At 67.9% G+C, this 25,750-nt stretch carries 27 protein-coding genes, 1 tRNA gene and 3 pseudogenes; 21 read left to right on the top strand and 10 right to left on the bottom strand.

Going from position 1 to position 25,750, the window contains the following annotated elements:
* Positions 1-97: 97 nt before the first annotated feature.
* From A5712_RS01475 to A5712_RS01460, 4 genes and pseudogenes are all read left to right on the top strand, one after another.
* A pseudogene (locus A5712_RS01475) lies at positions 98-529 on the top strand (tRNA adenosine deaminase-associated protein); the annotation flags it as partial.
* Positions 526-984, top strand: a complete 459-nt coding sequence (locus A5712_RS01470; RefSeq protein WP_068100451.1) for a nucleoside deaminase — start codon at positions 526-528, stop codon at positions 982-984. The pseudogene A5712_RS01475 and the gene A5712_RS01470, both read left to right, overlap by 4 nt.
* 125 nt (positions 985-1,109) lie before the next feature.
* Positions 1,110-1,199: transfer RNA gene (locus A5712_RS01465), tRNA-Ser, on the top strand.
* Between the two features lie 153 nt (positions 1,200-1,352).
* Positions 1,353-1,763 (top strand): annotated as a pseudogene (locus A5712_RS01460) (arsenate reductase ArsC); the annotation flags it as partial.
* Positions 1,764-1,790: 27 nt separating this feature from the next.
* On the opposite strand, the gene A5712_RS01455 reads toward A5712_RS01460, so the two are convergent.
* Together A5712_RS01455 and A5712_RS01450 are read right to left on the bottom strand one after the other, a co-directional pair.
* Positions 1,791-2,951, bottom strand: a complete 1,161-nt coding sequence (locus A5712_RS01455; protein WP_068100459.1) for a cellulase family glycosylhydrolase — start codon at positions 2,949-2,951, stop codon at positions 1,791-1,793.
* A 206-nt stretch (positions 2,952-3,157) separates the two neighbouring features.
* Positions 3,158-3,544: a hypothetical protein gene (locus tag A5712_RS01450; protein WP_068100447.1), complete on the bottom strand. Its 387-nt coding sequence runs from the start codon at positions 3,542-3,544 to the stop codon at positions 3,158-3,160.
* A 123-nt stretch (positions 3,545-3,667) separates the two neighbouring features.
* Between A5712_RS01450 and A5712_RS01445 the strand changes: the two genes are divergently transcribed.
* From A5712_RS01445 to A5712_RS30600, 7 genes are all read left to right on the top strand, one after another.
* Positions 3,668-4,054: a DUF2237 family protein gene (locus A5712_RS01445; RefSeq protein WP_068100445.1), complete on the top strand. Its 387-nt coding sequence runs from the start codon at positions 3,668-3,670 to the stop codon at positions 4,052-4,054.
* Positions 4,055-4,061: 7 nt separating this feature from the next.
* A complete protein-coding gene (locus tag A5712_RS01440) occupies positions 4,062-5,330 on the top strand; it encodes a sulfotransferase (protein ID WP_068100442.1) in 1,269 nt (422 codons plus the stop codon).
* A 14-nt stretch (positions 5,331-5,344) separates the two neighbouring features.
* Positions 5,345-6,583, top strand: a complete 1,239-nt coding sequence (locus A5712_RS01435; RefSeq protein ID WP_068100441.1) for an MBL fold metallo-hydrolase — start codon at positions 5,345-5,347, stop codon at positions 6,581-6,583.
* Positions 6,580-7,329 (top strand): SDR family NAD(P)-dependent oxidoreductase, encoded by a 750-nt coding sequence (locus A5712_RS01430; RefSeq protein WP_068100439.1) that lies wholly within the window; start codon positions 6,580-6,582, stop codon positions 7,327-7,329. Before A5712_RS01435 ends, A5712_RS01430 begins: the two co-directional genes overlap by 4 nt.
* Before the next feature lie 16 nt (positions 7,330-7,345).
* Positions 7,346-7,825, top strand: a complete 480-nt coding sequence (locus tag A5712_RS01425) for a VOC family protein (RefSeq protein WP_068100436.1) — start codon at positions 7,346-7,348, stop codon at positions 7,823-7,825.
* Between the two features lies 1 nt (position 7,826).
* Positions 7,827-8,798: an LLM class flavin-dependent oxidoreductase gene (locus A5712_RS01420; RefSeq protein WP_068100434.1), complete on the top strand. Its 972-nt coding sequence runs from the start codon at positions 7,827-7,829 to the stop codon at positions 8,796-8,798.
* 64 nt (positions 8,799-8,862) lie between these two features.
* Positions 8,863-9,141, top strand: coding sequence for a hypothetical protein (locus A5712_RS30600; protein ID WP_156766352.1), 279 nt, complete (start codon positions 8,863-8,865; stop codon positions 9,139-9,141).
* Positions 9,142-9,148: 7 nt separating this feature from the next.
* On the opposite strand, the pseudogene A5712_RS32590 reads toward A5712_RS30600, so the two are convergent.
* Positions 9,149-9,376: pseudogene (locus A5712_RS32590) on the bottom strand (PfkB family carbohydrate kinase); the annotation flags it as partial.
* 152 nt (positions 9,377-9,528) lie between these two features.
* On the opposite strand from A5712_RS32590, the gene A5712_RS01410 reads away from it, so the two are divergent.
* Entirely contained in the window at positions 9,529-10,998 is a 1,470-nt protein-coding gene (locus A5712_RS01410) for a hypothetical protein (protein WP_068100431.1), read from the top strand.
* A gap of 2 nt (positions 10,999-11,000) precedes the next feature.
* Here the strand turns inward: A5712_RS01410 and A5712_RS01405 are convergent, their stop codons facing one another.
* The 5 genes from A5712_RS01405 to A5712_RS01385 are packed head-to-tail and all read right to left on the bottom strand — an operon-like array spanning position 11,001 to position 15,040.
* On the bottom strand, positions 11,001-12,110 hold the full coding sequence (locus tag A5712_RS01405) for a hypothetical protein (protein WP_082973208.1): 1,110 nt from the start codon (positions 12,108-12,110) through the stop codon (positions 11,001-11,003).
* The gene (locus A5712_RS01400; RefSeq protein WP_068100430.1) at positions 12,107-12,712 is read right to left on the bottom strand and encodes a TetR/AcrR family transcriptional regulator; all 606 of its coding nucleotides are present in this window, start codon (positions 12,710-12,712) and stop codon (positions 12,107-12,109) included. Before A5712_RS01400 ends, A5712_RS01405 begins: the two co-directional genes overlap by 4 nt.
* Positions 12,709-13,482, bottom strand: coding sequence for an SDR family NAD(P)-dependent oxidoreductase (locus A5712_RS01395; protein ID WP_068100428.1), 774 nt, complete (start codon positions 13,480-13,482; stop codon positions 12,709-12,711). The genes A5712_RS01400 and A5712_RS01395 overlap by 4 nt, the downstream gene beginning before the upstream one ends.
* Positions 13,479-13,973 (bottom strand): VOC family protein, encoded by a 495-nt coding sequence (locus A5712_RS29910; RefSeq protein WP_255404388.1) that lies wholly within the window; start codon positions 13,971-13,973, stop codon positions 13,479-13,481. Before A5712_RS29910 ends, A5712_RS01395 begins: the two co-directional genes overlap by 4 nt.
* The gene (locus A5712_RS01385; protein ID WP_068100427.1) at positions 13,970-15,040 is read right to left on the bottom strand and encodes a dihydrodipicolinate reductase; all 1,071 of its coding nucleotides are present in this window, start codon (positions 15,038-15,040) and stop codon (positions 13,970-13,972) included. The genes A5712_RS29910 and A5712_RS01385 overlap by 4 nt, the downstream gene beginning before the upstream one ends.
* A gap of 93 nt (positions 15,041-15,133) precedes the next feature.
* Here A5712_RS01385 and A5712_RS01380 point away from each other — a divergent pair, with 93 nt between their 5' ends.
* The 3 genes from A5712_RS01380 (at position 15,134) to A5712_RS01370 (ending at position 18,090) form a co-directional block, all read left to right on the top strand.
* On the top strand, positions 15,134-15,991 hold the full coding sequence (locus A5712_RS01380; protein ID WP_068100426.1) for an SDR family NAD(P)-dependent oxidoreductase: 858 nt from the start codon (positions 15,134-15,136) through the stop codon (positions 15,989-15,991).
* 76 nt (positions 15,992-16,067) lie between these two features.
* Positions 16,068-16,493, top strand: coding sequence for a hypothetical protein (locus tag A5712_RS01375; protein ID WP_068100422.1), 426 nt, complete (start codon positions 16,068-16,070; stop codon positions 16,491-16,493).
* A gap of 124 nt (positions 16,494-16,617) precedes the next feature.
* Positions 16,618-18,090, top strand: coding sequence for an NAD(P)/FAD-dependent oxidoreductase (locus A5712_RS01370; protein ID WP_068100421.1), 1,473 nt, complete (start codon positions 16,618-16,620; stop codon positions 18,088-18,090).
* Here A5712_RS01370 and A5712_RS01365 read toward each other — a convergent pair.
* Positions 18,015-19,064, bottom strand: coding sequence for an AraC family transcriptional regulator (locus A5712_RS01365; protein WP_068100418.1), 1,050 nt, complete (start codon positions 19,062-19,064; stop codon positions 18,015-18,017). The two genes, A5712_RS01370 and A5712_RS01365, sit on opposite strands and share 76 nt — an antisense overlap.
* Positions 19,065-19,173: 109 nt before the next feature.
* On the opposite strand from A5712_RS01365, the gene A5712_RS01360 reads away from it, so the two are divergent.
* Positions 19,174-19,554 carry a DUF1330 domain-containing protein gene (locus A5712_RS01360; protein ID WP_068100416.1) on the top strand — a complete coding sequence of 127 codons (381 nt, stop codon included), beginning with the start codon at positions 19,174-19,176 and terminating at the stop codon, positions 19,552-19,554.
* On the opposite strand, the gene A5712_RS01355 is transcribed toward A5712_RS01360, so the two are convergent.
* Positions 19,551-20,342, bottom strand: coding sequence for a lysophospholipid acyltransferase family protein (locus tag A5712_RS01355; RefSeq protein WP_068100415.1), 792 nt, complete (start codon positions 20,340-20,342; stop codon positions 19,551-19,553). The two genes, A5712_RS01360 and A5712_RS01355, sit on opposite strands and share 4 nt — an antisense overlap.
* A gap of 205 nt (positions 20,343-20,547) precedes the next feature.
* On the opposite strand from A5712_RS01355, the gene A5712_RS01350 reads away from it, so the two are divergent.
* Genes A5712_RS01350 through A5712_RS01330 form a run of 5 tightly spaced genes read left to right on the top strand, consistent with a single transcriptional unit; the run spans position 20,548 to position 25,678 of the window.
* Positions 20,548-21,624 (top strand): SDR family oxidoreductase, encoded by a 1,077-nt coding sequence (locus A5712_RS01350; RefSeq protein WP_068100413.1) that lies wholly within the window; start codon positions 20,548-20,550, stop codon positions 21,622-21,624.
* Between the two features lie 41 nt (positions 21,625-21,665).
* Positions 21,666-23,021: a wax ester/triacylglycerol synthase family O-acyltransferase gene (locus A5712_RS01345; protein ID WP_068100412.1), complete on the top strand. Its 1,356-nt coding sequence runs from the start codon at positions 21,666-21,668 to the stop codon at positions 23,019-23,021.
* Positions 23,022-23,027: 6 nt separating this feature from the next.
* Positions 23,028-23,513, top strand: coding sequence for an NUDIX domain-containing protein (locus tag A5712_RS01340; protein ID WP_068100411.1), 486 nt, complete (start codon positions 23,028-23,030; stop codon positions 23,511-23,513).
* Between the two features lies 1 nt (position 23,514).
* The gene (locus tag A5712_RS01335) at positions 23,515-24,420 is read left to right on the top strand and encodes a haloalkane dehalogenase (RefSeq protein WP_068100409.1); all 906 of its coding nucleotides are present in this window, start codon (positions 23,515-23,517) and stop codon (positions 24,418-24,420) included.
* Positions 24,421-24,451: 31 nt separating this feature from the next.
* Positions 24,452-25,678, top strand: a complete 1,227-nt coding sequence (locus A5712_RS01330; protein WP_068100407.1) for a cytochrome P450 — start codon at positions 24,452-24,454, stop codon at positions 25,676-25,678.
* Positions 25,679-25,750 lie beyond the last annotated feature (72 nt).

The raw sequence follows: 25,750 nt of genomic DNA, 5'->3' as shown, positions 1-25,750 counted from the left end.
GGCGCCCATGGGATAACAGCGCCACTTACCCTCTTCTCGCACGACGGCAACGCCGAAGCCGTCCGGTGCGTCCGCGGACGGCCCTTGCGCTGGAGCGCGCTGTGCTCCCATGGGCGCCAAGGCGCTGACGAGCCTTCAGACCGCCGAGACGGAGCTGCGTGAGCTGCGCAGCTCGGGCGCGGTGTTCGGGCTGCTCGACGTCGACGACGAGTTCTTCGTCATCGTGCGCCCGGGCCCGTCCGGGACCCGGCTGCTGCTCTCCGACGCCACCGCCGCGCTGGACTATGACATCGCCGCCGAAGTGCTGGACAACCTCGACGCCGACATCGATCCCGAAGACCTCGAGGACGCCGACCCCTTCGAGGAGGGCGACCTCGGATTGCTGTCCGACGTCGGCCTTCCCGAGGCGGTGCTCGGCGTCATCCTCGACGAGACCGACCTCTACGCCGACGAGCAACTCGGCCGCATCGCCCGCGAGATGGGCTTTGCCGACCAGCTGTCGGCGGTGATCGACCGCCTCGGTCGGTGAGTACTGACGAAGACCTGATCCGTTCCGCACTGGAGGCCGCCGCGACGGCGGGGCCGCGTGACGTGCCGATCGGTGCGGTGGTCATAGGCGCCGACGGGACCGAGCTCGCCCGGGCGGTGAATGCCCGTGAGGCCCTTGGCGATCCGACCGCGCACGCGGAAATCCTGGCGATGCGGGCGGCCGCCGGCGTGCTCGGCGACGGGTGGCGGCTGGAGGGCGCCACGCTCGCGGTGACGGTCGAGCCGTGCACCATGTGCGCCGGCGCGCTGGTGCTGGCCCGCGTCGCGCGGCTGGTGTTCGGGGCGTGGGAACCCAAGACGGGCGCCGTCGGATCGCTCTGGGACGTCGTCCGCGACCGCCGGCTCAACCATCGCCCCGAGGTGCGCGGCGGCGTGCTCGCGCGGGAGTGCGCCGCGCCGCTGGAGGCCTTCTTCGCCCGCCAGCGATTGGGGTGAGTTCCTGCGGCGTCGAGATTGCCGTGAGGGCTGTGATCTTGGCGCAAGCACAACCATGGCGGCAATCTCGGTGGCCGGAACCAGCGATTGGGGTGAGTGGCGGGGCGTTCGGTAAGCTGCCTGGCGGTGGCGTGTCCGAGCGGCCTAAGGAGCACGCCTCGAAAGCGTGTGACGGCTAAAACCGTCCGAGGGTTCAAATCCCTCCGCCACCGCCAAAGAATGAATAAAAACCGCAGGTAATACTCCTGCGTCACGCCCAGCGCTTGCGGAAGTGGGCGGGGGATTGGGCACAGGATGGGCAAATTTCGGATCAAAAAATTTCATAGCTTCGCGGTGCGCAATTCGCTCCCGGAGCCCCGCCGGTGACGGAAAAACCCAGCGTCTTGTTCGTCTGCGTGCACAACGCCGGGCGCTCTCAAATGGCCGCCGCGCTGCTCACGCACCTCGCCGGCGATCGCATCGAAGTTCGGTCCGCCGGAACCGAACCCGCCTCCGCGATCAGCCCTGCCGCCGTCGCGGCGATGGCAGAAATCGGCGTCGACATCACCGCCGCAGCCCCCAAACTGCTCACCCCCGGCGCCATGCGGGCCAGCGACATCGTGATCACCATGGGCTGCGGCGACATCAGCCCCTACTTCCCGGGAGTCACCTACCGCGACTGGAAACTGGCGGACCCGGAAGGCCAGCCTCCCGACATCGTTCGCGCCATCCGCGATGACATCGCCAAGCACGTCCAGGCACTGATTGCCGAACTGCTTCCCGCGACAAACGCCCCATGATCGCCGCTTAGCGCAGTTCGGAGCCTCTTACGTGGGCCCGCCGCTGCCCAGGCTGCGCGCCGTCTGGAACTCGCTGTCGCGATAGGGCCGGCCGTCCGGTTGCAGCAGGTCGTGAAACCACACCTTCGGCGGCGCCGCGTAGGGGTGGTCCCACGAGTCCCACGGAAAGTACGTCTGGGTCTTGCCGGCGACCAGCCCCCAGTTGAACGCGCCGATGTTCCGGCGCTTCGCGATGGGCAGGATCGACTCGATGGTGCTGCCCTGGGGGCGCGCCATGTACTCCGTGCAGATGATCGGGCGCCCGTGCGGCGCGAGCTCGGCGACCCGCGACTCGAAGCCCGCGGGCTCGGCGTAGGAGTGGAACGTGATGACGTCGGCGTTGCTCAGCTGGATGTCGCTGATGGCGCTGGCGCCCCCATGCTCGCCCTGGTCGGCGCCGCGCCACACGCCGCTCGTCAGCGGTTGGCTGGGATCGACCGAACGGGCCCAACGGAACACCTGGGGCAGCAGCTCCGCGACCCGCTCCAGCTTGTCCTTCCGCTCGACCTTGGCGTACACCCGCGCAGGATTGTCCGGCTCGTTCCACAGGTCCCAGCCCAAAATCCGGTTGTCGCTGCGGAATTGGGTCAACACGCTCGTCACGTAGTCGTGCAGGACCTGGGTGTAGCCGGGGTCACCGAGGCGTTCCGCGCCGGGGCTCTGCACCCACCCCGAGTTGTGCACGCCGGGCCGCGGCGCGCGCTGCGGGCCGAGTTTGGGGAACGGGTCCCAGCAGGAGTCGAAGAACACGAACAGCGGCCGGATGCCGTGGCTCGCCGCGACGCTGACGAACTGCGCGAGGCGGTTGTGAAAACCCCTCGCGTCCTGGGCCCACAGCTGGTCGTGCAGGAATACCCGCACGCTGTTGAAACCGTAAGCCCGGGCCCAGCTCAGCTCGGTGTTGATGCGCCGCAGGTCGTAGGTGGCGGGCTGGAACATCTCGAGCTGATTGATGGCGTTCGACGTGATGTAGTTGGCGCCGACGAGCCATCCTTGGGCTTGATACCAGCGGTTGGCGCGGTCAGGCGACCATCGGGTGATCTCCCCGGAGGAGCGCGGCGCCGGGTCCGCGGAGGCGCGAGGTACGTGAGCCAGGGCCGTGCCCGCCGCCAGCAGCAATGGAAGCTTCAAGGCTGTACGACGATGCACCAAATGACGATAAATTTCCCGCGGCTCCGGACCCGGCATTTGGCCAGCGCGTCGCGCCGGGTTCTCGGCGCCGCGGGAATTGTTATCTTGTTGTGACCTAGGGGCATTCGCGCGCCCGGTCGAGGGTCATGACGGGCCGGCCGCCCCGACAGGACGGATCTCCTTGGTGTGCAAGGCCATTGCGCGCCGAGCGAAAATGGGCTTGCTCAAATGTCAAGGGACGGCGAGGTCCACCCGTCCACCACGAGCGGCAGCGAGACCGACGAATCGCCGCAACTGATCTCGATCGTCCAGCGGCCGTCAACCGGCAGCCGGGCCTCGATCTCGAAGAAGGCGAACCCCGGAAACTCCCCGACCGCGGCCTCCGGCGCGTCGAACCATTTGTATTGCGGTGCGTCGAGCGTCGGGGGCTTGAGTTCCACGTCCACCCGTCGGTCGGAATCCTCGGTCCCGGACCGCGTCAGCACCACGAGGACGAACCGGGCATACCGGTCGGGCCCGACCGTAAACTTCGACAGCACGCCGCCCTGCACGTTGAGCTTGTTGTCGACGGTCGCGGCCGCTTCCGCCAGGAAAGCCCCGGAAAGTTTCACAGGCAGAACCTACCGCGCAGCCCGGCCGCTCGGGCGACGAATGCCGGCGGCGGCAAAAAATCGCCGGGCGCGGATGGGCGAACTGACTATAAATTTCGCACCCCGGGGCGCGATACTAAACCGGTGCCCGATCGCAACGTGCTCGGCGGTCCGCTGGAACCGTGCGGTACCGACCCACTTACCGGTTTCTACCGCGACGGCTGTTGCTCGACCGGCCAGGAAGACCTCGGTCGGCATACGATCTGCGCGGTGATGACGGCCGAATTCCTGGAACACCAGCGTTCCATCGGCAACGACTTGCTGACGCCGGTTCCCGAGCACCGGTTTCCCGGGCTGTTGCCCGGCGACCGCTGGTGCGTCACCGCCCTGAACTGGCTTCGGGCCCACAACGACGGGTGCGCCGCGCCGGTGGTGTTGGCGTCCACTCACGAGCGCACGCTCGAGGTGGTGCCGCTGGAGGCGCTGCAGGAACACAAGGTGGACGTTCCCGACGACCTGGCCAACCTGTAGAGCTCGCGTGGCTTCTGCGGTCGGCGACGTGGACGACATCGACTTCGATGACCTGACGGCGCCCCGGCTGACCGACGTCCAGCGTCAGATCCTCGAATTCACCGAGGCAAGGCGCGTCGACTTCGATGCGGAACGGATGCTCGCCGAAGCGGTCCAGCAAGCGGGGGCCGACGACCTGGACGACACCGACGGGTTCAAAGACCGGCTGGCCGTGCACGTCGCGGCCATCGAAGCGGACGAAGGCCTGACCCAGCTCACCCGTTCGTCGCTGCGGCAACGCGTGGTTCGCCTGCTACGCAACCGGCTGTCGCTGACCGAACTCGTCAAGCGGTATCCGGAAATCGAATCGGTCGCCATCGAGAAGCCGATCATCGTGGTCGGGATGCCGCGATCCGGAACCACGCACCTGGTCAACCTCATCGCGGCCGACCCGCGCCGGCGCGCGCTGCCCTACTGGGAGAGTCAGGAACCGATACCCGCGCGCGGCGAAGGCCCCGACATTTCCGGCGTCGACCCCCGGTACGCGCGGGCCAAGGCCGAGCACGACGCGCTCATGGCCAGCGCCCCGGTGGTGGCCGCAATGCACGACCGCTTTCCCGAGGCGATCGAGGAGGAGGTCGAACTCCTCGACCTCGACCTGGCCGCCTACGTCCTGGAATGGCATGCGCGCGTGCCGGATTGGCGCGATTACTACCTGGGGCTCGACCAGACCCGGCATTACGCGTACCTGAAGAAGGTCCTGCAGGCGCTGACGTTCCTCCGCGGTCCGCGGACCTGGGTGCTGAAGAGCCCGCAGCACTGCGAGCAGCTCGGCCCCTTGATGGCGACCTTCCCCGACGCGACCGTGGCCTTCACTCATCGCGATCCCGTCGCCGTGGTCCAGTCGGCCATCACGATGATGGCCTACTCCGACCGGCTGCGCCGGACCGCCATCGACCCGGAATGGCTGCTGGACTATTGGAGCGACCGCGTGCAGCGGCTGCTCGGCGCTTGCGTGCGCGACCGCGACCTCGTTCCGGCCGAACGCAGCATCGACATCGCCTTCCACCACCTCAACGGCAACGAAATGCCGCTGCTGGAACAGCTTTACCAGCGCGGGGGAGTCGAGCTGACGCCCAAGGTGCGCGCCCGCCTGCAGAACTACCTGGACGGCAATCCGCGGGGCAAACACGGCCGTGTCCGCTACGCACTGCAACGGCATTTCGGCGTGTCGCCCGACGAACTGCGCGGGCGCTTCGAGTTCTATTTCAACCGATTCGACGTCCGGCCCGAATGAAGGAGTCAACAGCGATGTTCGAGCCGATCTATCGCGAAAGGCCCGGCGCCGACGGCCTACGCCCGGCTTCGGCCGAAAAGGCCGAGCAGATAGCGCCGGGACTGTGGTGCTCGCCCGGGCTGTCGAACGCCTACCTGCTGACCACCGGCGAGGGCCGGGTCATCGTCAACACCGGCATGGGCTTCGAGGGTCCGGTCCACCGCGCCAACTTCGACGCCGTCGACCCCTCGCCGGTGCGCTACATCATCTTCACCCAGGGTCACGTCGACCACGTCGGCGGCCTGGACAGCGTGCGCGACCCCGCCACAACGGTTGTCGCGCAAGCGAACTGGACGGCGTGGCGCGACGACAACGAAAGGCTGATACCGTACCGCGCCGCCCGCAGCGCGTTCGCCTTCAAGGACACGCTGGCGTCGGGAATCCAGGACATCCAGCGCCGGCTCGGCACGAAGCGGCTGCCCGCCCAGAGTGTCCCCGCCGTCGATCTCGACTTCGAGGACACCCTGACCCTGGAGCTCGGCGGCCGGCGCTTGGAGTTGATAGCCGTGCCCGGCGGCGAGACCACCGACTCGCTGGTGGTGTGGCTGCCGGACGAGCGGATCTGCCTGTGCGGAAACACCTTTGGCCCGATATTCGGTCACATTCCCAACCTTGTCACTATGCGCGGCGACCGGTACCGCGACGCCCTGACCGCCATCGCGTCGGTCGAGCGGGTCCGCGACCTCGAACCCGAACTCCTGGTGACCGGTCACTTCGAACCGATCGCGGGACGGGAGCGCATCAACGCCGAATTGACCCGCCTGCGCGACGCGATCCGGTATATCCACGACCAGACCGTCGCGGGGATGAACGCGGGCAAGGACGTCCGCACCCTGATGCGCGAGATCACCCTGCCCCCGGAAAACGAAGTGGGCCAAGGCTACGGGAAGGTCGACTGGGATGTGCGCGCCGTGTGGGAGAACTACTCGGGCTGGTTCCACCACCGATCGACCACCGAACTGTATCCGGTCGGTTTCGAGGCTGTCGCCGCCGACGTGGTCGAACTGGCCGGCGCCGACGCGCTGGTGGACAGGGCGCGGGCGCACCTCGAGGCGGGGCGGCCACTGCACGCGATCCACCTGGCCGAGCTGGTTCCCCGCGACCACCCGGGGGCCCGCGACGTGTTGAACGGTGCGCATGAGACGCTGCTGGCCGACAGCACCAACTTCTGGGAAAGTGCTTGGCTCAGAAACCAACTAGCGAGGAACGCATGACGGCGCGAGTCAGCTTCGACTTCACCGGGACGACCGTCTTGGTCACCGGCGGCACCAGCGGGATCGGCCATGCCACCGCAACGCTGTTCCGGGACGCCGGAGCCGACGTCACCATCACGGGAACCAAACCCGCGGCCGCGGACTACGACACCGACCTGTCGGGCATGGCCTATCGACAGTTGCGCATCACCGACCCCGAATCGGTGGACGCGTTGGCGCAGGCGTTCGCGGGCCTCGACGTCCTGGTGAACAACGCCGGCGCGAATTTCCCCGGCGGACTTGACGAGTCGAAACCCGACGGATTCGATGCCTCGGTCGCGCTCAATCTGATCGGTCCCTACCGGCTCACCGTCGCGTTGTATCCGGCGCTGAAGTCGTCGACCGCGGCAGGCGGCGCCAGCGTGGTCAACGTCGCGTCGATGTCGGCGCTGCGCGCCGTCCCATTGGTCCCCGGCTACGGCGCCGCGAAGGCCGGCGTGGTCTGCATCACGCGCAACCTCGCGGTGAAGTGGGCGCACAAGGGAATCCGGGTGAACGCGGTGGCGCCGGGCACGATCGACACCCCGATGACCGCGCCCATGCACGGCGCGGCCGAGCTGGTCGAATCCGAGCTGGCCCACATCCCGTTGCGCCGCTTCGGATCGGTCGGGGAAATCGCGCCGACGGTGGCCTTCCTGTGCACGGAGCAAAGCAGCTACACCAGCGGCGCGCTCTTCGTCGTCGACGGCGCGTCCGACTGTGTCTGAAAGCAAAGGATTCACAATGACATTCGCTTTGCACCCGCAGGACTTCTACCACACCGGCGTCGTGGTGCCCGACCTCGGCGCGGCGATGGCCAGGCTGAGCGCGCTGGCCGGCTACCGGTGGATCAATCCGATGAGCTACACGCTGCCTTTTCGCACCGCCTCCGGCGTCCGCGAATTGACGTCGACGATCGTCTACTCCCTGCAGAGCCCCCACGTCGAACTGGTTCAGGAGGTTCCCGGCAGCCCGTGGACGGCGGCGCCGGGTAACGCCGTCCATCACCTCGGCTACTTCAGCGATGATTTGGCCGAAAGCGCGCGGGCGTTGGAGGCCAACGGCTTCACTCTCGAGATGACCGCCGACACGCCCGGGTCCGAACTTTCGCTGTTCGCCTACTTCACGGACGCCTCGGGCACCCGCATCGAGATCGTCGACCGCGCGCTTTTCCCCGACTTCCCCGCCTTCCTGCAGTCGATGGCCGGGGGCGAGGAGGCATGACGTGCTGCTGAGCGTGCTGCGCTTCAATTTCGCGTCGCCGCAGGGTGATCCGCGCACCCAGGGCGCGCTGCTCCGCGCCGCGCTCGAGCTGGCGCAGTGGGGCGAGTCGCACGGCATCACCTCGATCAGTGTCGACGAGCACCACGCGACCGGGCACGGGTGGAGCTGCAACCCGATCATGGCCGCGTCGATGTTCCTGGCCCGAACCACGACGCTGATCGCCAGCGTCGACTGCGCGCTGGGGCCGCTGTGGAATCCGGTCCGGCTCGCCGAAGACATCGCGCTCGTCGACAACATGAGCCACGGCCGGCTGCTGACGACGGTGGGCCTGGGCTATCGAACGGTCGAATACGATTCGCTCGGAATCGATTTCGGCCGCCGCGGCGAGCTGATGGACGGCCTGGTCGAGCGGATGCTGTCGGTGTGGTCCGGCGCCGGCGCGGACGCGGGAGTCTGCACCGGCACCTGGACCCGGCCGCACCCGCCGTTGTTCGTCGGCGGCGGTTCGCGCGCGACGGCGCGGCGCGCCGCACGTTTTCGGCTCCCGCTCAGCCTCGCCGACCACCTGCCCGACATCGCCGCCTACTACCGCGAGCTTTGTTCCGAGGTCGGCCTCAAGCCGCTCGTCGTCATGCCCGCCGCGATCAACCGCGGGATGATCTTCCTGCACGAGGACCCCGATCGCGCGTGGGCGGAGCTCGGCGATCACATCCTTTGGGAGGCAGTCACTTACGGCGGCTGGTCGCACGAGCAACGTTCGCTCATGCACCTGCCCGGCGTGCGGACCCTGGACGAGGTCAGGGCGTCGGGACGATACCGGTTCCTCACGCCCGATGAGCTGATCGCCGAGGTGCGTGACGCCGAGGACTTCGGGCCGCTCGTCATGCACCCCCTGGTGGGCGGCATGCCCGTCGACGAGGCGTGGAAGTCGGTCCAGCTGCTCACCGACAAGGTCCTGCCCGCGCTCACCTGATTGCGCACCCGGATAACGGGTATGGCCCTTGCGTCGGAACTGAGATCACAAGGATGGGGAACCCGTGAAATCTGCAGTCAGCAGGGGAGTCGCACTCTTCGGTGGTGTCGTGATGGTCGTCTTCGGAGTCGCCTTGGGTGGCACCGTCAACGCATCCGCGACCAACGCGCCCGCGGCGCCGCCGACTTCGTCCAGCCCCGCTCCGCCGCCCCCACCGTCGTCGGCGCCCTCTTACGGCGGCGGCTCCGGCAGCGTGCCCCCGGCCGGGGGAGGCGCGGGCGGTGGCGCTGGTGGCGGAGCGGGCGGCGGCGCTGGAGGTGGCGCCGGGGGCGGTGGCGGCTAGGCCGCTCTCACGAAGCGAGCCCGGTCAGGTCGGGCCGTCCGCCGAGGCGCTGCACCGTCGAACTGGCGGCCGCCGCCGCGCGCCGGCCCGCCTGGCGCGGCCCGGCACCGTCGCGCAGGGCGGCGATGAGCCCGGCCACGAAGGCGTCTCCGGCGCCGGTTGGATCGACCACCTTCACGTCGGCGAACTCGAACAGCTCGCGGTCGGCCTGCCATGCCAGTAGGTCGCCGACGGCGGCCCGTCCGTACGCAACACCAGATCGCGCCCGATTTGCCCGATCACCACAACGCTCATGGGAATACTGTGCCCATTCAGCTCGCCGCGAATCGCCGGGCGGCGAGGTGTCGCCGTGTGGTTCGATCAGCACAAGACGAGGTCAGGAGAAAAGTGACTCGACGATTCGGCCGGCTCCTTGCTATCCCGTTCATCTGGGCGTTGGCGATGCTGCTCGCGCCGTCGGCGTGGGCCGACGCCTACACCGACCAGGTGGTGGGCAGGTTCAATGCGCAGACGCATGTGGTTGCCGACCCGGCGGGTAGGCCGCCCCTGCAGAACCCGGACAGGGTGAACGACCAGATCCTGACCACTCGATGGGCGTGGAGCTCGACACCCCGGCTCTGGGTTGCCGCGGTGGCCCCCGACCAGACCGGCGTGACGACGGCGGATGCCATTCACAACGTCATCCTGGGCCGCGATCCCGGGTTCAGCGGCGTCATCCTGGTGATCGACGCCAGGGGCTACCACGTGCGGGCCTACAACGTGCCGCGGGAGGTCGCCGACAGCGTGAATGCGCTCCTAGACCAGTCGGCAAGGGCCCACCGCAACGATCCCTACGGCGCGACCAGTGAGTTCGTCAGCAAGCTGGCCGGTGTGAGCGTCGCGTCGGGCGGGCCGGTGACGACCTCCCCGGTCGGCACCGCGAAGCACACCAGCTGGACCTGGCTGTGGGTGCTGCTGATCTTCGTCGGCGTGGTGCTGGCGATCTGGTTCGCGATGGGCCGAAACCGCAAGCGCCGCAAGGACGCCGAGGCGCGCGAGCGGATCAAGGAACAGTTGATCGCCGCCGAATCCGAGGCCGCCGACCTCGATAGCGCGGTGATGACCAATGCCGACGTGGACGTCAGCGCCGAGTCGTTGAAGGCGAACGCCAGCCTGTCCGACGCCCGCAAGGCGTACCAGGCGGGTGACTACACCGCGGCGCGGGCGCACCTGCGGGCCGTGCAGTCCACCGTCGACAAGGCCAATCGCAAGCTGAACCCGGCGGCAATCCCCAATGTGAACGCCGTGACCTCGGTGCCGCCCGGGGAGCGCAAGCAGGCCACGGTGCGGGCGAGGAACCCGGACACCGGGCAGGTCGTGACGATCAACAACAACAACTACAGCACCACCCCGCAGCCGGGCTACGCGAACTACTACCCCGGCGGCTACCACAACGGAATGTTCTTCTACCCAGGCTATTACCCGTACGCGTTCTGGGGTCCGGGCTGGGGTTGGGCCATCGCCGATGTGCTGCTGGTCGATGCCCTGTTGGACGACCACTGGGGCGGCAGCTACGACCGCGGGTTCGAGGACGGGCGGGATTCGGCGCTGGCTAATTCGGGCTACGACGGTTACCAGGGCGGCTACGACAGCGGGTACGACAGCCAGCAGGGCGACGTCGGCTTCGACGGCAATTACCAGTACTCGGGTGGCGGCGACACCGGCTTCGGCGGCGACTCGTACTCCGGCGGCGGCGACGTCGGTTTCGGCGGATTCGATTCGGGCGGCGGTTGGGACTCGGGCGGCGGGTTCGACTCGGGCGGGGGCTTCGACTCCGGCGGGGGCTTTGACTCCGGTGGGGGTAACGACAGCTTCTGACCTCAGAAGGCGGAGATCCCGTCGCGGTTCGGGTGCAGCGCCCCGACCGGGGAGGTCAGCGGAAGGTGCAGCGCGTCAACGATTCCGGGCTCGGCGGCGCAGACCCACGGGATGGCGTTGACCGCGCGCATGCCGGTGGCCAGCAGTCCGTGATCGTTGTGGCTGTCGCCGGGCCGATGTCCCACCTCGAACTCGGCGTCAAAGCTCGGTTCGCCGTCGATGATGACGCGCCAGATGCCGTCGGTTCCGCCGGTGCGGCCCTTCGGCCAGTCCAGGGCCAGGTCGTCGGCGATGCGGTCGACGTGCTCGATGGTGATGACGTCGACGCCGTCGACGACGCCGATGCAGCGGGCCCGGGTTGCGCCGACCGTTCCCGCCTCGACAAGCCCGAAGGCGGTGGGGATTTCGCGTGGCGTGGGCAAGAACTCGCACGTCTCGCGGATGTCGTCGAGCGCCACGCCCAGCGCGTCGGCGACCATGGTGACGGCGGCGCCCCAGCCCCAGCGCAGCACGCCGGGCATCATCAACCCGCCTTGGTAATCGAGGGGCTGGCCGAAACCGAACAGCTCGCGCATGTCGTATTCGGCCGGGTACTCGGAATAGTTGGTGATTTCGATGCCGCGCACCGAATACACCTTGTGTGACATCGACATCAGTGCGATGGGGAACAGGTCGGCGCCGAATCCCGGCTCGATGCCGCTCGAGAACAGCGAGCTGCCACCGGCTTCGGCCGCGCCGCGGATCGCATCGGTCACCTTGGCGGGCATCGATCCTCGCGGGTAGACCAGTCCCGGTATCGCGGTGGTGACGACATTCTTTCCAGCGGAAAGGATTCGGCACAGGTCGCCGATCGCTTCCTTCATTCGTGGCGGCGCCGGCGCTGCGTAGACGACGCAGTCCGCGTCGCCGCCGAGGATCTCCGACTCGTCCCGGGTGGCGGCGACGCCGAGCGGGTCGATGCCCGCGAGTTCACCGGCGTCCTTGCCGTTCTTGCTGTCCGAGTGCACCCATACCCCGACCAGGTCGAGGTTCGGCCGGTCGGCGATGGTTCGGATTGCGTACTTGCCCACTCCGCCGGTGGCCCATACCGCTACCTTGTACGTGTCGTTCACGATTTCGACTTCCTTCGCCAATGCGGGCTCTTGATGGCCTCAACGGCATCGGTGACGTAGCCGTCGAGCGGACGGGGTTTCCTGGTGGACTGGCGCACCCACCGCTGGAACGCGAAATCGCCTGCGGCGAAGCCGAGTTGGACCAGCAGGCCGGGCCGGATGTCGGTGTCGGGGTTGGTTCCCATCCGCTCGCCGATCAGCTTCGTCGCGCGCTCCTTGTCCGCGGGTGTGTGCAGCGTGACCTTGTCGAGCAGGCCGGGCGCCACCAGCAGCGCCTCGCGCCACTCCTCGCAGTCGGCCGGGTCGAATGATCGGGTGCGGACGACGATCGCGTTGACCAGCGCGACGTCGGGTGGTTCGGTGGCGGGCCGCTCCTCGAGCAGGCTGACGATCGCGGCGCCACCGTGGCGCAGCGGCGCGAGCAGCAGTTCCTCCTTGGCCGGCACGTGCCGGAAGAAGGTGCGCGGTGAAACGCCTGCGGCCGAGGCGATTTCCTCCGTCGTCACGGCGTCGTAGCCGCGCTCGATGAACAGCCGGAACGCCGCGCGACGGATGTCGGCGCGGATCTGGGCGCGCTGTCGTTCCCGCAACGACTGGCTCAACGGAAGCAGCCGATCCCGCCGTCGACCTGGATCGTCTGGCCGGTGATGAACGTGGCGTCGGTGCTGAGCAGGAACGCGACCAGCGCACCCACGTCGGTGCGGACGTCGCCGATGCGTTTCATCGGCACCCGCCCGACGGCTTTGGCATAGTCGTTGGGCGCGAACTGCTTCCACGCTTTGACGCCGTCGGACTCGGCGAACGGGCAGATGACGTTGACGCGGATGTTGTCGCGTCCCCACTCCAGGGCGGCGACCTTGGAGAGCCCGCGGATGCCTTCCTTGGCGGCGGCGTAACCGCCCCACTTGGGTTCGCCGCCGGTGCCGGTGCCGGAGCCGAGGTTGACGATCGACCCGCCGCCGGCCTCGACCATCAGCGGGTACACGGCCTGCATCAGCAGGAAGGTGGCCCGGGGTCCGACGTCGTACCCGAGCGCCAGGTCCTCGGTGGTGATGTCGACGAATCGCTTGGGCTCGTTGGTGGCGATGGCGTTGTTCACCAGGCCGTGTACGGTGCCGAACGCGTCGACCGCGGCCGCCACGATCCGCGGTGCGCTGGCCGGGTCGCGCAGGTCGGCGACCAGTTGTTCGGCGCGCCCGATCTGCTTGAGTTCGGTGGTGGTCGCGTGCAGGGCCTCGTCCTGGATGTCCACCAGCAGCACCGACGCGCCGCGTTCCAACAGCGCCGCGGCGATGCCCTTGCCGACGCCCTGCGCGGCGCCGGTGACGATCGCGACGTGGCCGCGCATCGAGTCGGGGTGCGAATAGCTCATCGCACCGGCCCCAGCTGAAGCGGCACGCCGCGGTGCATCTCGTAGGTGCTGCGCGCCCCGTCGGGCAGCTCGATGAACTCGACCGGAGTCCCGTCTGGATCCTTGACGAAAAACATTCGCACCCCGCCGATTTCGAACGGATCCTGATCGGGCGGATAGCCGGCGGCGGCGATGCGGCGGTGGGCGTCGTCGAGATCGGGCACCCGCAGCGACACGTTGTGGATGCCGGTGATGCCGCGCCGCTGCTCCCCGGTGCCGGGTTTGGCGCCGAGTGAGAGGAGCTCGACCATCAGCCCGCCCAGCAGGCCGCCCACCACCCGACCCTCCTGCTTTCGCTTCGCGTGCAGTGCGGCGTCGAAGGGCTCGCCCGAGATCAGCGTGTCGAAGACGACGTCCATGCCGAGAGTGTCGCGGTAGAACGCCAGCGCGCGGTCCATGTCCGTCACCCCGACGACGAGGTGGCAGAAGGACACGTCGGTCAGCGCGGTCACGGCTTATCCGCGAGATCGGCTGCGGGACGCCCGGCGAACAGCGGCAGGTCGAGGTAGGTCTTGATGCCCGGCTCGGCGGCGCAGACGTCGGGGATCGCGTTGACGCAATGGTTGGCGGTGGCCACGACGCCCGGATTCTTTATCAGCCCTTCGGCGATCGTCTCCGGTTGCAGCCCCTTGAAGGTGAGGCTGACGGTGGGATCGCCGGTGATCTCGACCTCGAAGCGTTCGCCGCGCCCGCCGAAATTCCAGGCCGGGTCCAGGTTTTCCTCACCCATCAGCCAGTTGACCGCGGCGGTGATGACCGGCTCGCCGTCGACGAGCGCCTGCCAGCGGAACCGGCGCGCGGCCACCTTTCCCGTGGTTATCGGGAACGGGGCGTAGTCGATGTCGGACGTCGCCACAGCGACGTCCTGGATGGTCCTGATGTTCGGCTCGATGCGAAATCCCATGTGGTCGGCCACCATTCGCACCGACTGCTTGAAACCTGCCTCGAGCAGGCCGGCCATGGGTCCCTGCATCGCTTCCTCGGGGGTGCCGCCGAATCCCATGATGTGGCGCACGACGTCCGGGGCATTGTAGGTGCGGATGTCGGAGAACTCCTCGGCGCGCACGTGGGTGACCGCCGAGGAGAGCGAGGACAACATCAGCGGGAATCGCTCGGTGATGCCGCCGGGGTGGATTCCCGAACCGTGCAGCGTCACACCATTTTCGAGCGCGGCGTCGGCGATGGCCCGGTGACGCGGGTTGCTCAGGTCGGGGTACACCCAGCCGACGGGGGTGACCACGTTCTTGCCGGACCGCAGGATCGCCAGGACCTCGTCGTCGTTGGGGACAAGCGGGCTATACATGACGCAATCCGCGTCGAGGGCCAGCACTTCGTCGACGCTGGTGGTCGCCGTGACACCCAGCGGCGGGGCTCCGATGATCTCGCCCACGTCCACGCCGTCCTTGTTGGCGCTGTGCACCCAGCACCCGACGAGTTCGAGCTGCGGATGATTCAGCACGCACGCGATGGCGGCCTTGCCGACGCCCCCGGTCGCCCATTGGATGACCCGAATGCTCACCTGTGACCTCCCGAGTGCTTTACACGCCAACGGCTGGAATGGCACAGTATGACCCGCTGACAGTCACTGTCAATGACGCATGGAAGGCTGGCGATGGGCGCACTCGACGGCAAGATCGCGATCGTCACCGGCACCAGCCGCGGCGTCGGCGTCGGCATCGCTCACGAGTTGCTGCGCGCCGGTGCCACCGTCGTCGGCTGCTCCCGCTCGCCCCTGGACACCATCCCCGGCATCGACGCCGACTGGGCGAGCCGCGCATCCCAAAGGGTTTGCGACCAAGGCGATTACCGCTCGATCGACTCGTTCATCGCCGACGTCGTGGCCACCCACGGGCGGGTCGACATCCTGGTGAACAACGCCGGCGGCACGGTGCCGGCGCCGCACGCCGAAAGCATTCCCTCGCTCGTCTCGCGCATTCAGGGCGCACCGGACAGCGACGACGACTACGAACGCACGGCGCTGTTCCACGCGTTCGCGGTCCAGATGAACCTCATCAGCCCGCTCTGGTTCGCGATCCGCGCGTACCGGCAGATGTGCACCCAGGACGGCGTGGGCTGCATCATCAACATCTCCAGCGGCGCGGGGCACCCGGCCGGATCTCCGACCCTGGTCTCCTACGGGGCGGCCAAGAGCGGGCTGAACCATCTCACCCGTTCGCTGGCCGAGGAATGGGGGCCCAAGGTCCGGGTCAACTGCGTCGCCCTGGGCCCGACGATGACCGAGAACTTCCGGTCGTTCGTGTTGCCCAAGGACGACCCGACCGGCGAAAAGTACTTCGCCGCAGTGCCGTTGCGCCGCGCGGGGGAGCCCGCGGAGGTGGGCCGCGTCTGCGTGTTCCTGGCCGGCGGCGACGCAGACTTCGTCAACGGCACCACCATCGAATGCGACGGCGGCATGCTGCCGGGGGTGCTCTACGACGCGGGCCTGAAGACCATCACCGATCTGCTATAGCAATCGCCCACCTCGACCGACGTCGATCTGCTACTTTCCGGACACGCCAACGGTTCGGTGAACCCGGGGAGGCATCGTGCATCGGACAGTCGCCGCGGCAGTGGGGGCCGCACTCGGGTTCGTCGTGGTCGGCTTCGTCGGGACGCCTCGGGCGGCCGCCGACAACCCGGTCTGCAGCCAGACGTGGTGTTCGTTCCTGTCTCCGTCACGCAACATCGGCTGTGAGATCGACTATCAACGTGGCCGCGACATACCCGACGAAGCGTATTGCCAGACGACGTCGCCGCCGCAGTCCGTGCACATGTCCACCGACGGGACGTACAAGAGCTGCACCGGAGAATCCTGCCTCGGCAACGCGGGGGAGGGCACGCCCACCCTGCCCTACGGCCAGACCGCTGGGCTCGGCCCGTTCAGCTGTCGGTCGGAAGCCAGCGGCATCACGTGCACGGTGACGGGTCGTGGCTTCTCCATCTCCAACGGGGGGATCACGCCCGTCGGATAACGCTTGACGCTGTCCTCTACTGTCAAAAAGCTGTCCTCTGCTGTCAATACTCCGACCCCTGCGCTGCCGCAAAGTGGATGCAGCGGTAAGCCACCGCATCCGACAGCAGATTCAAGGAACGGCCATGACCTCCAACAGCATCGAACACGTCGACGTGTTGATCATCGGCGCCGGCATCTCGGGCATCGGCGCCGCCTACTACCTGCGGACGATGCAGCCCGGCAAGACGTTCGCGATCCTGGAGGCGCGCGACGAGATCGGCGGGACGTGGGACCTGTTCCGGTACCCCGGAATTCGCTCCGACTCCGACCTGCACACGTTCAGCTACGAGTTCAAGGCGTGGGAGAACGAGAAGGCGATCGCCAGCGCCGACGCGATCATGGCCTACCTCCGCGAGACCGTCGCCGAAAACGGGATCGGCCAGTCGATCCGCTTCCGTCACAAGGTGATCAGCGCGGCCTGGTCCACCGAGGACGCGCGCTGGCTGGTCGAAATCGAGCGCGCGGGCGAACGCATCACCATGACGTGCGGATGGTTCTTCTGCGCGAGCGGCTACTACCGCTACGACGAGGGGTTCACCCCCGAGTTCCCGGGCCGGGAGCGGTTCGCCGGACAAATCATCCACCCGCAGCACTGGCCCGAGGACCTGGACTACAGCGGCAAGCGGGTGGTGATCATCGGCAGCGGCGCGACCGCGGTCACGCTGGTTCCCGCCATGGCCGAGACCGCCGGACACGTGACCATGCTGCAGCGCTCGCCGACCTACATCCTGCCGGTGCCGTCGGAGGACCGCATCGCCAACACGTTGCCCAAGCTCGTCGGCCGCGACCGCGCCTACGCCATCACCCGACGCAAGAACATCGCCAAGCAGCGGCTCGTCTGGCGGTTCTGCCAACAGCACCCGCGCGCCGCCCGCCGGCTGATCCGCCACCTCAACGCGAAGCAATTGCCGGCCGGATACCCGGTCGACGAGCACTTCCGGCCGTCCTACGACCCGTGGGACCAGCGGCTGTGCGCCGTGCCCGACGCCGACATGTTCAAGGCCATCCGCGACGGCCGCGCCTCGGTGGTCACCGACCAGATCGAGACCTTCACCGAGCGCGGAATCCGGTTGCGCTCCGGGCGCGAACTCGAAGCCGACATCATCGTCACCGCCACCGGCCTGAACCTGCTGGCCTTCGGCGGGATCAGCCTCTCGGTGGACGGGGTTCCCGTCGACCTGCCGGACAAGGTGGCGTTCAAAGGGTTCCTGCTCAACGACGTCCCGAACTTCTCCTATGTGTTCGGCTACACCAACTCGTCGTGGACGCTCAAGGTCGGGCTGGTGTGCGAGCACTTCTGCCGGCTGCTGGCCCACATGGACGCGCACGGGCACCGCATCTGCTACCCGCGGCTGCCCGGGCCCATGCCGACCAAGCCGCTGTTGGAAGTCACGGCCGGCTACGTCAAGCGATCCGTCGAGCAGTTCCCGCGCCAGGGCGCCGAGGGGCCGTGGCGAACCTCGATGGATTACCGCGGCGACTACAAGACGCTGCGCGAGGGTCCGGTCGACGACGACAACCTGTGCTTCGCCGGCGCGCGAGTTCGGGTGCGGTAAGCGGCCGGTCCCGTCCCGAACCAGCGCTTGCACGAGCGGGTCAGCACGCTCTGCTCGGCGTAGCCCAGCTCGCGCGCCAGGTGCGAAAGGCTGATGCCGGTGTTGCGCAGGTACCGGTCGGCGGCGTCTTTGCGGACCTGATCCACCAATGCCGCGAATGTCGTGTCCTCTTCGGCGAGTCTGCGCTGCAGCGTTTTTGGGTGCAGGTTGAATTGCTCGGCGACTAGCTCGAGGGTGGCCGTCCCGGTGGGCAGCAGCTGGCGAACGATAATGCGCACCGACTCCACGATCCCCGCATTTCGGGGCGTGATGCCGCTCAAATAGTCGACAACGGCCTTGTGGGCGACGTCGTCGCGGTGCAACGGGCGGCTCAAGTCGGCCGTGCGCACCGTGAAACCCGCTGCCCGCGAGGCGAACTCGGGCGTGCAACCGAAATACCGCACATAGTCGGCTTTGGGCATGAGCGGGTCATGCGGCAGATGCACCTTCAGCGGGACGTAATCGGCACCCATGAGCAGCCGGAACACCCGCACCGAGACACCCAGCGACAGCTCCGTGGTCTGCGCGTGCGGTGGCGGGTTATCCAAGAGAAATTCCAGCGTCACGAAGGAGCGCTGCGGATCGGCCAGCGACGTGACCCGCAGCGCGATCACCGGGCTGTACGCCGCCATGTAGGTGCCGAAGATCTCCAAGGCGTCCGCCACGGTGCCTGCGGTGCGCGCCGCCACGCCGACCGGACCCAGAATCTCGATGCCCTGCCGCTCGGCCAACCGTCTCCCGAAGTCCGGCGTGTTCGTGGCCTGGGCAGCGGACTCGATGGCCTGTATCGCGGCCCGGTACGAGATAAACGCGTCGTAATTGCCGGCGTCTCGCTCGCGGACGCCCGCCGCGCGCAGCAGGCTCGCGGGGTCGCCGCCCAACTCGGCGACGAGGCCCGCATAGTTCGAGAGCGCGGTCCCGCGTACAACAGACATGTGTCTTGGATTGTCAAAATGCTGTCGTGAGATGTCAAGACGTCGGCCCGTCGATGAGGGAGGGTACGGGGAGTGCCGCCAATACAGCCGAAAGATGCAAGGAGATCGCATGAGCAGCTCGCTGGAGCCCACCCCGGAGCAGTTCGCGGCGCTCGCCGCCAGGCCCGCCGACGCGCCGGTGCTGATGGTCAACCTGTTGAAGTTCAAGACCGCGGGCGGGCTGGAGTCCTACCTGCAATACGGGCAGGAGGTCGCGCCGCACCTGCAACGCGTGGGTGCGACGCTGCGGTACGCCGGTGCGGCGCCAACGGTCGTCATCGGGGACGGCGAACGGCCTTGGTGGGACGCGATTCTCATCGTCGAATATCCGACGCCGCAGGCGTTCATCGACATGGTGACGACGCCCGAGTACGCGAAGGTGCACGAGCATCGCGCGGCGGGGCTGGAGCGCGGCGACCTCATCGCCACCTCCGCGTGGGCGGTCGCCTAACCCAGGACGGGAACGCGGCGCTCGCGCGCCAATCGATCGAGCGCGGCCTGCATGACCGAGCGGACGTAAGCGTCGACCTCGTCGACGTCGGGGTCCTCGCCGAACCGCTCGGCGACGTCGATGGGCTTCAGCACCTGGTAGATGATCTTGGCGGGCAACGGCATGTTGGCCGGGAAGAACACCGACATCCCGAACGGGAACCCGATCGTGATCGGGAGGATCTCGATCCGAAACCGCTTGAGCCCCAAGCTCTTCGCCAGCCAATTGCCGCGCGTGAGGAAAAGCTGGGTCTCCTGCCCGCCGATCGACACCGCCGGCACGATCGGCACGCCGGCTTCCAGGGCGGTCCGCACGTATCCGGTGCGGCCGTCGAAGTCGACGACGTTCTGCCGCAGCGTCGGACGGAACGCGTCGTAGTCGCCGCCCGGGAAGGCCAGCACCACCGCACCCGAACGCAACGCCTCGCCCGCGTTCTCCCGGTTGGCGTGGATGACGCCGAGCCGTCCCAGCGCCGCCCGAAACGGTGTGAAGAACACGCCGTAGTGGGCCACGGTGTACAGCGGGCGGTCGTAGCCGAACCTGCCGTACAGGGCCGGGGCCAGCACGTTCCAATCGGGCGTCAGGACGCCGCCGGAATGGTTGGACACCAGCAGCGCGCCGCCCGCCGCCGGGACGTTTTCCAGGCCCCGAACTTCCGGGCGGAACCAGCGCTTGATGACCGGGTTCACCGCGTTGATCAGCATCTCGGTGAAGGTGGGGTCCCACTTGGCGATTTCGGGATAAGTCATTTCGTCACCCGCCGACTCGTCGCTGTGCCGTATTCGAGTGCCGTCATCGTCCCGCAGGGGCTGCCGCCTCGACAGAGCCGCAATCCCCGCACGGCGGGGACCAAAGACCTTGCGTAGCAGCCAGGGACCAATGGCGGCCACGGTGGGTCCAAAGACCCGTTCGAACACTCCCAGTCGCCGATAACGTGGCCGGCGAGGTGCAGCGATGACGGTATTGATGACGGGGTTTCCCGGGTTTCTCGGCAGCGCGCTGCTGCCGAGCATCCTCAAACGCGTTGACGGCTCGGCGATCTGCCTGGTGCAGCCCAAGTTCGCCACCCTCGCGGAACGACGGGTGGCCGAGCTCGGCGCCGCCGACCCGTTCCTCGAGGGCCGGATTCAGGTGGTCGAGGGCGACATCACCCGACCGGGGCTGGGGCTCGCCCCGGGCGCCCTCACCGGCGTCACCGAGGCGTGGCACCTGGCCGCCGCATACGACCTGACCGTGCCCCGCGACGTGGCGGTTCGGGTCAACGTCGACGGCACGCGCAACGTGCTGGACGCCCTCGAGCGCTGCCCCATGCTGACCCGCCTGCACTACGTCAGCACCTGCTATGTCAGCGGCCGCTACGACGGCGCGTTCGGCGAGGACGATCTCGAAGTCGGCGCGCCGTTCAACAACTATTACGAGGAGACCAAGAACCTCGCTGAGGCCGACGTCCGCCGCCACATGGCCACCGGCCTGCCGGCCACGATCTATCGCCCCGCAATTGTCGTCGGCGACAGTCGCACCGGCGAAACGCAGAAGTTCGACGGACCCTATTTCGTCATGCAATGGCTGTTGCGGCAGTCCCGGCGGGCGCTCCTGCCCGTGGTGGGCGACCCGACGGCGACACGCGTGAACGTGGTCCCGCGCGACTTCGTCATCGACGCCGTCGCATATCTGAGCGGCCTCCCCGCATCCGAGGGCCGGACCTATCAGCTGGCCGATCCGTTCCCGCTCACCGTCGACGAGATGACGAAGACGATCGCGGAGGCAACCGGCAGGGAACTCATCAAGGTGCCGTTGCCGCGCCGGCTCGCGAAGGCATCCCTGGCGCATGTTCCGGGCCTGTACCGCCTGACGCGGATCCCGCCCGAGGCGGTTGACTACTTCGCGCATCCCACCACCTACCTGACCGACCACTGCCGGGCGGACCTCGCCGGCAGCGGTATCTCGGCGCCCGCGTTCGGCAGCTATGTCGACCGGCTGGTCGAGTACATGCGCGGCCATCCCGAGGTCGGTTCGGCGGCGATGTTCTAAGAGCCCTTCGCCTCCCGGGCTCTTCGCGGTCTAATGGGTGCATGGAACCGATGGCGCCCACCGACGGGGTATTTCTGCTGGGCGAATCCCGTGAGCATCCCATGCACGTGGGCGGCTTGTCGTTGTTCGAACCGCCGGAGGGCGCAGGCCCCGAATTCGTCCGCGAGTTCACCGACGCCATGATCGCCAACGACGAATTCCAGCCCACCTTCCGCAAGCACCCCGCGACGCTTCTGGGCGGTATATCCCCGATGGCGTGGACCTATGACGACGAGGTCGACGTCGACTACCACGTCCGGCGCTCGGCGCTGGCAGCACCGGGCCGGGTTCGCGAACTGCTGGAGCTGACGTCCCGCCTGCACACCGGTTTGCTCGACCGCCACCGCCCCCTGTGGGAGCTTTACGTCGTGGAGGGGCTGAACGACGGCCGGTTCGCCATGTACAGCAAGATGCATCATGCGCTGATCGACGGCGTTTCGGCGATGAAGCTGATGCAGCGCGCACTGTCGGTCGACCCGAACGACAAAGAGATACGGGCGATGTGGAGCCTGCCCAGGCGAAAGCGCACGTCCGGCCCAGCATCTCGGCTCGGCTCATTGGTCAAGACGTTGGGATCGCTTGCGGCGCTTGGCCCTTCGACGGTTTCGCTCGCCCGCGCGGCGCTGTTCGAGCAGCAGGTGACGTTGCCCTTCGGCGCCCCGCGCACCATGCTGAACGTCAAGATCGGCGGCGCGCGGCGCTGCGCCGCGCAGTCGTGGTCGGTGGACCGCATCAGAACCGTCAAGGCCGCCTCGGGTGTGACTCTGAACGACGTCGTGTTGGCAATGTGCGCGGGCGCCCTGCGCTACTACCTGCTCGAGCAGAACGCGCTGCCGGACAGCCCGCTTGTCGCGATGGTCCCGATGAGCCTGCGCAAGGACGACGAGGCCGACGCCGGTGGCAACCTCGTCGGAGCAATCCTCTGCAATCTGGCAACCGACACCGACGACCCCGCAGAACGGCTGCAGACCGTCAGCGAGTCGATGCACAAGAACAAGAGGGTGTTCTCCGAGTTGCCCCGTGCCCAGGCGCTGGCGCTGTCGGCGGTGAACATGGCGCCGCTCGCACTGGCGGCGGTTCCCGGGTGGGTGTCGTCGACGTCGCCGCCGTTCAATCTGGTCATCTCGAACGTGCCGGGGCCTCGCGAACGGATGTATTGGGGCGGCGCCCGGCTCGACGGCAGTTATCCGCTTTCTATTGCGTTGGACGGGCAGGCGCTGAACATCACCCTGGTCAGCAACGCGGGCAACCTCGATTTCGGACTGGTCGGATGCCGTCGCAGCGTTCCACACCTGCAGCGCCTACTCACGCACCTAGAGTCGGCGCTCAAGGATCTGGAACGGGCCGTCGGGGTCTGACCGTTCATGCCCACGCTCAGTGCGGGTGTGTTGTTGTACCGGGCGCGTGCCGGCGTCGTCGAAGTCCTGATCGCGCATCCCGGCGGTCCGTTCTGGGCCCGCAAAGACGAGGGGGCCTGGTCGATACCCAAGGGTGAGTACGCCGACGGCGAGGACCCCTGGGCCGTTGCGCAGCGCGAGTTTTCCGAGGAGTTGGGGCTGTCGGTCCCAGCCGGGCCGCGGCTGGATTTCGGCCCGCTGAAACAACCCAGCGGCAAGGTGGTCACCGCCTACGCCGTCGGGGCCGACCTCGACGTCACCGACGCACACAGCAACACCTTTCAAATCGAGTGGCCGAAGGGCTCGGGCCGGATGCGGGAGTTCCCCGAGGTCGACCGGGTCGGCTGGTTCGCGGTGGCGCAGGCGCGCACGAAGCTGCTCAAGGGCCAGCGTCCGTTTCTCGATCGATTGATGGCGCATCCGGCACTGGCCGGCCTAACCGAAGGGGGTTGACATGCAAACACTGCGCACACCCGACGGGCGGTTCGACGACGTGCCCGACTTTCCTTATGCCCCAAGGTATTGCGAGATCGCAGCTGGTGACGGCGGGACGCTGCGGGTCGCTTGGGTGGAGGACGGGCCGCCAGGCGCCGACCCGGTTCTCATGCTGCACGGCGAGCCGTCGTGGTCGTTCCTGTACCGCAAGATGATTCCGATCCTGGCCGCCGCGGGGCATCGGGTCATCTGCCCCGACCTGGTGGGTTTCGGTCGTTCGGACAAGCCGACCCGTCGCGAGGACCACACCTACGCGCGCCACGTCGAATGGATGCGGGCCGTCGCTTTCGACGTCCTCGACCTTCGTCATGTGACCCTGGTGGGCCAGGACTGGGGCGGGCTGATCGGCTTGCGGCTGGCGGCCGAGCATCCCGAACGGTTCGCCCGCCTGGTCGTCGCCAACACCGGGCTGCCGAACGGCGAGCAGCCGATGGCCGAGGACTGGTGGCGCTTCCGCAAGGCCATCGCCATCGCTCCGGACCTGAACATCGGCTGGTTCGTGCAGGGCGGTTGCAGCACGCAGCTGAGCGGCGAGGTGCGCGAGGGCTACAACGCGCCGTTCCCGGACGACCGGTTCTGCGCCGGGCCGCGCGCCATGCCCACCCTGGTGCCCACCTCGCCGGACGATCCCGCTGCTGCGGCCAACAAGGCGGCGTGGGCCAAGCTGTCCGTGAGCCCGACGCCCATGCTCGTCGCGTTCAGCGACAGCGATCCCATCACCGCGCCGATGGCCGCGATCTTCCAGCGCGAGATGCGCGGCGCGCAGGGCATCGATCACCCGACGATTCGCGGCGCGGGTCACTTTCTGCAGGAGGACGCCGGCGAGGAACTGGCCAACCACATCGTGGAGTTCTTGCGCCGCTGAGCGTCCCGCGCGGTGCGGGCAGAATGTGAGGATGACCGCCGCCCAAGCCGAATCGCAAGGGCTGCTGCTGCAGCTGCTCGACCCGGCCAACCGCGCCGACCCGTATCGGCTCCTCGCGCAGTTTCGCGAGCGCGGACCGATCGTGCTGCCGGAGACGACCCTCGTCGTCTTTTCGGCCTACCGGGACTGCGACGAGGTGTTGCGACATCCGGCGTCGAGCAGCAGCAACGCGAACTCGACGGTGGCGAAGCGCCAGCTCGAGGCGGGCGTGGTGCAGCCCAGGCTTTTCCCGCCGGGATTTCTGTTCCTCGATCCGCCCGATCACACCCGGCTGCGCAAGCTGGTCGCCAAGGCCTTCTCGCCCAAAGTGGTCAACGCGCTGCAGCCCGAAATCACCGCGCTGGTGGACGGACTGCTCGATCGGATCGCCGAGCAGGGCGAGTTCGACGTCGTCGAGGATTTCGCCCATCCGCTGCCCGTGGCGGTGATCTGCCGGCTGCTCGGCGTGCCGCTGGAGGACGAGCCGCACTTCAGCCGCGCCTCGGCGGTGCTGGCGCAGGCCCTGGACCCCTTATCGACGATCACCGGTGTGCCGCCCGACGTCGTGGACGAGCGGATGCAGGCGGTGCGGCGGCTGCGCGGATATCTCCACGAGTTGATCGAGCGGCGCCGGTCGGAGCCGGGCGACGACCTGCTGTCGGGCCTGATCGCGGTGGAGGAGTCCGGCGATCAGCTGACCGAGGAGGAAATCGTCTCCACCTGCAACCTGCTGCTGATCGCGGGGCACGAGACCACGGTGAACCTGATCGGCAACGCCATCCTGGCCATGCTGCGCAACCGCGTGCACTGGTCGGCCCTGAGCGCCGACCCGGGTCGGGCGCCGGCGATCGTCGAGGAGACCCTGCGTTACGACCCGCCGGTGCAACTGGCCGGGCGAGTCGCCCTGGCGGACATGACGATCGGCGACGTCGACGTGCCAGCGGGCGACATCATGATGGTCCTGCTGGCCGCGGCCCAGCGTGACCCCGCCGAGTTCGACCGGCCCGACACGTTCGACCCGGACCGAGGGACCTTGCGGCACTTGGGTTTTGGTCGCGGAATTCACTACTGCCTAGGGGCGCCCCTGGCGCGGCTGGAAGCCGGCACAGCCCTCTCGGCCGTGACCGCCCGCTTCCCGGACGCCCGGCTGGCCGGCGAGCCGCAATACAAGGCGAACGTCACCCTGCGCGGTTTGTCGCAGCTGATGGTCTCGCTCTAGTGTCGTGAGTCGTTAATTCGCCCGCTCTTGTTAGAATGGGTGATGCCGTCGCCGCATGCTGCGCAGATCGTG

The organism is Mycobacterium sp. E2327, assembly GCF_001672675.1.
In the GTDB taxonomy this organism is placed as follows: domain Bacteria; phylum Actinomycetota; class Actinomycetes; order Mycobacteriales; family Mycobacteriaceae; genus Mycobacterium.
This window is presented reverse-complemented; position numbering and strand designations above follow the sequence as displayed.

What these genes read in the sequence shown, in the direction of transcription:
- A5712_RS01370 (WP_068100421.1), top strand. Translation starts at nt 16,618, where the DNA reads ATGACCTCCAACAGCATCGAACACGTCGACGTGTTGATCATCGGCGCC.
- A5712_RS01395 (WP_068100428.1), bottom strand. Translation starts at nt 13,482, where the DNA reads ATGAGCTATTCGCACCCCGACTCGATGCGCGGCCACGTCGCGATCGTC.
- A5712_RS01335 (WP_068100409.1), top strand. Translation starts at nt 23,515, where the DNA reads ATGCAAACACTGCGCACACCCGACGGGCGGTTCGACGACGTGCCCGAC.
- A5712_RS01345 (WP_068100412.1), top strand. Translation starts at nt 21,666, where the DNA reads ATGGAACCGATGGCGCCCACCGACGGGGTATTTCTGCTGGGCGAATCC.
- A5712_RS01340 (WP_068100411.1), top strand. Translation starts at nt 23,028, where the DNA reads ATGCCCACGCTCAGTGCGGGTGTGTTGTTGTACCGGGCGCGTGCCGGC.
- A5712_RS01350 (WP_068100413.1), top strand. Translation starts at nt 20,548, where the DNA reads ATGACGGTATTGATGACGGGGTTTCCCGGGTTTCTCGGCAGCGCGCTG.
- A5712_RS01380 (WP_068100426.1), top strand. Translation starts at nt 15,134, where the DNA reads ATGGGCGCACTCGACGGCAAGATCGCGATCGTCACCGGCACCAGCCGC.
- A5712_RS01430 (WP_068100439.1), top strand. Translation starts at nt 6,580, where the DNA reads ATGACGGCGCGAGTCAGCTTCGACTTCACCGGGACGACCGTCTTGGTC.
- A5712_RS01330 (WP_068100407.1), top strand. Translation starts at nt 24,452, where the DNA reads ATGACCGCCGCCCAAGCCGAATCGCAAGGGCTGCTGCTGCAGCTGCTC.
- A5712_RS01425 (WP_068100436.1), top strand. Translation starts at nt 7,346, where the DNA reads ATGACATTCGCTTTGCACCCGCAGGACTTCTACCACACCGGCGTCGTG.
- A5712_RS01435 (WP_068100441.1), top strand. Translation starts at nt 5,345, where the DNA reads ATGTTCGAGCCGATCTATCGCGAAAGGCCCGGCGCCGACGGCCTACGC.
- A5712_RS01365 (WP_068100418.1), bottom strand. Translation starts at nt 19,064, where the DNA reads ATGTCTGTTGTACGCGGGACCGCGCTCTCGAACTATGCGGGCCTCGTC.
- A5712_RS01360 (WP_068100416.1), top strand. Translation starts at nt 19,174, where the DNA reads ATGAGCAGCTCGCTGGAGCCCACCCCGGAGCAGTTCGCGGCGCTCGCC.
- A5712_RS01355 (WP_068100415.1), bottom strand. Translation starts at nt 20,342, where the DNA reads ATGACTTATCCCGAAATCGCCAAGTGGGACCCCACCTTCACCGAGATG.